At 42.5% G+C, this 4,515-nt stretch carries 4 protein-coding genes; 2 read left to right on the top strand and 2 right to left on the bottom strand.

Annotated features, from left to right (window positions below; genetic code table 11):
• Positions 1 to 605 precede the first annotated feature (605 nt).
• Positions 606 to 1,559, bottom strand: coding sequence for a nucleotidyl transferase AbiEii/AbiGii toxin family protein (locus tag ELS82_RS23350; RefSeq protein ID WP_134837570.1), 954 nt, complete (start codon positions 1,557 to 1,559; stop codon positions 606 to 608).
• Between the two features lies 1 nt (position 1,560).
• Positions 1,561 to 1,965: a DUF6088 family protein gene (locus ELS82_RS23345; protein WP_134837569.1), complete on the bottom strand. Its 405-nt coding sequence runs from the start codon at positions 1,963 to 1,965 to the stop codon at positions 1,561 to 1,563.
• A gap of 796 nt (positions 1,966 to 2,761) precedes the next feature.
• On the opposite strand from ELS82_RS23345, the gene ELS82_RS23335 reads away from it, so the two are divergent.
• Together ELS82_RS23335 and ELS82_RS23330 are read left to right on the top strand one after the other, a co-directional pair.
• Positions 2,762 to 3,553: a type IV toxin-antitoxin system AbiEi family antitoxin gene (locus ELS82_RS23335; RefSeq protein ID WP_134837568.1), complete on the top strand. Its 792-nt coding sequence runs from the start codon at positions 2,762 to 2,764 to the stop codon at positions 3,551 to 3,553.
• On the top strand, positions 3,546 to 4,484 hold the full coding sequence (locus ELS82_RS23330) for a nucleotidyl transferase AbiEii/AbiGii toxin family protein (protein ID WP_134837567.1): 939 nt from the start codon (positions 3,546 to 3,548) through the stop codon (positions 4,482 to 4,484). The genes ELS82_RS23335 and ELS82_RS23330 overlap by 8 nt, the downstream gene beginning before the upstream one ends.
• Positions 4,485 to 4,515: the final 31 nt, after the last annotated feature.

The following is a 4,515-nucleotide window of genomic DNA, read 5'->3' as shown; positions in this document are numbered from 1 at the left end:
TATCCAGGGTCCTGAGGACTTTCTGAATCGCAGGCATCACAAACCTCCAGCAGGATGAATATATCCATCACCACACAGAGACCCCATAACAAAGGGTGGTGAACTGAACAAGGTTCGTACTACCGCACACATGGAAACGGCCAGCCGAAGCTGCCTCGCCCAGCTCACCGTAATACCAACTGGATTGTTCAAAGAAGGAACAAATCCATTTTCGACAGGTGTGCTAAGGCCGCACATGACGAAAGCTGAAAATCAGCAGTCGTCAATGCGCCATGTGTAAGTGCAGGGTACGAATCCCGACACTGGATTTTGCCAGTGCATTTGCAGAATATCTCTGAGGATATGCAGAGTCAACGGTTTCATATGTCTGCCCCGTTGAGCAGTAAGTGTTTGTTGGGTGTCATCTAAGTAAGAGAAAAATTTATTAATTATAAAGACTTAGACAAGGATATATGAAAGGAAACTAAGAGTGTAGAAGCAGGAACGTTAATTAGACTTAAAGCATGATAATTGGTGCGTTTGTGGAGCATGCCAGCCTGAGGGCTGGAAAAGGGGCAACTGAAATTTGTACCACGAGCTTGGTTACTAGCCAATGAGTGCCTCAATTAAATTGTCGCAATTAACGATTCGGCGATGCCTCTAAAGGAAGCAAAGCAAGTATCAAAATCATGGGGTTCAGTGTTAAACACCATTGGGGTGACAAAGTCTTGAAAGCGTTGGCGAAAAACAGGGTTTTCTTCAAGTTCTTTCAATCCGAATTGTAACTCTTGCTTCGGGTTGACAACAAACTCTGCGTGTTGATTGCCAAAGCGCTCAATATCTTCTTTCAATACCGTTTTAAATAACGCTGTAAGTGCTTTCAGATCGAGATTTCCGGCCGGTTCCTCGGTCTTTAAAATACAGTAAACATCATAGATATGGCGCACAAGTGTGGCATCGTCCTTACGTTGTTCATTGCGCTTCACTGACATGGTACGGCGCAATATTGAAATCACTTTTTCAACCAACGTCGCGTGGATAGAGACGCAATCAAATGCTTTCACTTCTCGTGGTTGTTTATACAGCTCCGAAACCAATGATTGAATGCTGCGAGCTTCTACATCAAGTAATGAGATTGTCTCCATCAACTCCAGTTTAATAATGGGGCGAAGACATGGTGCCTGGCTAAACTGCTGCGGGTATCTGAGTTCTAGTTCAACATAGCGATATTCATCACGTACACTACGCTTTTCAACCGTAAATCGCTCTGACTGAGTAATCGCCTGTTCAATTTCGTTAACGCATGTCTTACGAGCCGCTTTCTTTTTTGCGCGGCTCAGCGCATCAAACGCTTTTTTGGGGATGAGTTTTATATCCACATCTTCCGACATTCTCAAGATCTTAACGTTTGATTTTGCCAGAGCAGTACCGCCAGAAAAGACCATTTGATGATGCTCTGGAACTACCTTCGCTAACTCGGCAAGCAAAGCCACGACCCAGTAATCTTTTTCAATGATAGCTGGGTTTCCGAGCTCAAGCGCATCGGAAACCTCAAGGAATTGTTGTTTTAGTTTTTCCATATTAACTCGGCGAGTTTAATACTCGGTTACCCACAACCAATTTGCGATTAAACTGTTTGGGATTCCATGAATATTGAATGGATGATGGGATTTGGGTGCTTTCACCTGATAGGCTTTGCAAAGATAGGTTGTCCATCTCAAAATCGACCCCTTTCATCTTTAATATTTCACGCATCAGGGCATCACTTCCCCCAGGGTTAGTGGGCATGGGTCTGCCTGTTAGGCTGTTAATCCTTGCCTTGGTGTAAAGACCATAGCCAAGCTTTATTAAGTCACCTTGTTTGACCAACTGCCTTAACACTCGGCCAATTTGGTCGTAGCTAGCAAAACCATCAAAGTCTTTGCGCTCAAAAACATAGCGTCTGGAACGCTTTATCTTTTGATAAACACGATCAACAGCTGTCATTTTGAACCTCCTAACTTTCTTATGTGTTCACAGTATAACGCAACCTTGTCACTATCGGAATAAATACGGCACACACTCAAGATATGACACGGCATCCTATTAAAATATTTTGAACCTATATTACTGTATTTAATCTAATTTTAATGAAAACTCCCGTAAACAACCTTAATCAAAAGTGCTATCTAACCTTGCTATGAATCTATTCCTTACGAGAGATTCAACGCACCCTCTATTTCAGCCCGCAAACCGAATAGTATTGTCCAGCTTCACATGCCTGAGTATTGGCTGAACAGTTCGTATGTTTTTGGTGCGAGTGTACATTAGCGTCACCTTGGTACGGTGCATTGAGTGCGTAGCGTAAAGATAAGAATCGTAGCCAAGTTCCCTTGCCCACATACGAATAATCTCGGCTTAGTAGCTATAACTCATTGGCTTACCCCGTTTACGAATGCTAGGGAACAGATAATCTAGTGCAGATAACTGGCTGCTCATTAGCCATTGAGGTAATGACTGCGCTGTGCACAAGGTGATCTCGAATTGCTCCTTTCTGCCGTTTTACTTTGGCTGTAAAGAACACGATCTTGAATGACGCCGCCAGGACTGTTGAACACAGTAAATAGCAAGTAAATCCCCCTATCCACTCGTACATATATGCCGAGCAGTAATGACATTTCTGTTCCACATTTTATGTTTTAGTTTATAGCATGTGCTATTTTAACACCTGAGGTGTTAAAATAATACTCAGTATAAACCATTGGTTTGTTATAAATGAAATATTCATACTTTAGGTATTAAAATGTCATCCAAGATAAACTGGTTAGTTGCCCATTCATATCCTAGAGCCCTTGTTCTACARCAATGGCTGACAGAAAACGGAATTAGCTATTCCTTAGCTCAAAAATATGCGCAGAGTGGTTGGCTTAGGAAGCTATCTTCAGGCGTTTATTATCGCCCAAGCGCAAAAGATGATGTTAAGCCGGGCTGGGTAGATGCTCTACAAGCGATGGACGTACAGTTGCACCATCCTGTTCATCTGGCAGGGTTAAGCAGCTTAACTCACCAAGGTCTGAGCCACTATTTGCAGCTGAGTAAAGAACAAGTTTGGATTGGGGTGAAGAACAAGCAATCATTACCTAAATGGTTTCGTGAATTTCCCAATCAAAATTGGTTTTATTGTGGTAACCATAAGCTTGAATTTGTCCCTGAAAAGGACCTAAAAGTGATTACGGTTAAAGGGAAAGAGCTAAAAGTTAGTTGCCCAGAGCTTGCTGCTTACGAAGTTGTTGATGCAATCGGGAAACATATTTCGTTTGAGCATGCAGCAGAGCTTTTTCAAGGGCTTGTAAACCTAAGTCCTAGAAAGGTACAACATCTTCTTGAACGTAGTAGCTCGGTTCAAACCAATAGAGTGTTTTTGTTTTTGAGTCATTATCATGACCATCAATGGACTCAGCGTATTGATGAAACAAGGATCGCACTGGGTTCAGGAAAGCGTCAGGTAGTAGAGCAAGGGCGATTTGATAAGCGTTATCAAATCACTGTGCCAGAAATATTAAATGTAGAGCAAGGAGAAGCAAACAATGGATAGARAAAGCCCTTACTACAARCAGGTTTCACTGCTGATTAGAATGTTACCAGTGGTAGCTACGGAGCCTTCATTTGCACTCAAAGGTGGTACAGCTATCAACTTATTTGTGAGAGATTTTCCACGCTTGTCTGTGGATATTGACCTTGCCTATCTTCCTCTTGAGCCCAGAAATGAAGCTCTAGCAAATGTAAAAGCAGCATTGCAACGTATAACCGATTCCATCAACACAGAACCTGAGAACCGAGCKGTATTGCAGGACCACAGAGTAGACGAGTTRCGTATTGTTGTTACAAGTCCTARCGCAACAATTAAAATCGAAGTCTCTCCGGTRGCAAGAGGTACGTTGCATAAACCGGATAGCTTACCTGTGCAAGAATCAGTCGAAGAAGAGTTTGGTTATGCAGAGATTCYAGTAGTTAGTCTGCCCGATCTCTATGGCGGAAAACTGTGTGCAGCCATGGATCGTCAGCACCCTCGCGACCTKTTTGATGTTCGTTTGCTGCTTGCAGAGGAAGGTATTTCACGAGATATCTTTGTTGGATTCATTACTTACGTACTAAGCCACCCAAGACCTATCAATGAGGTTATGGCTCCTAACTGGCAACCTCTTGATGAGCAGTTTCAAGCTGAGTTCGATGGAATGACCTTTCAACCCGTTGAGTTAAAGGACTTAATTTCGATAAGGCCAGCGATGGTAGCTGCACTACAAGCTCATTTCACAGAAACAGATCGCTCATTTTTGTTGTCATTCAAACAAGGGAAYCCTGATTGGACACTGTTTGACTACCCTGATGCAGCAGAACTGCCAGCTATACGCTGGAAGCTACAAAACATAGCAAAGTTAGCTAAGAATCAAGAAAAACATACCGAGCAGCTAGCTAAATTAGAGGCTGTACTTGATGAGTGGCTTAAGCAAGCCAATTCCAATTAACTTTATAAAAGTATTAACAATAATTCTAAGG

This window comes from Vibrio ouci (genome assembly GCF_004551525.1).
In the GTDB taxonomy this organism is placed as follows: Bacteria; Pseudomonadota; Gammaproteobacteria; order Enterobacterales; family Vibrionaceae; genus Vibrio; species Vibrio ouci.
Note: the sequence above shows the minus strand (reverse complement) of the source record. Positions and strands in the feature narration are given on the sequence as shown.

Excerpts from the sequence above, each read along its gene's own strand:
- ELS82_RS23350 (WP_134837570.1), bottom strand. The coding sequence starts at position 1,559 with ATGGAAAAACTAAAACAACAATTCCTTGAGGTTTCCGATGCGCTTGAG.
- ELS82_RS23345 (WP_134837569.1), bottom strand. The coding sequence starts at position 1,965 with ATGACAGCTGTTGATCGTGTTTATCAAAAGATAAAGCGTTCCAGACGC.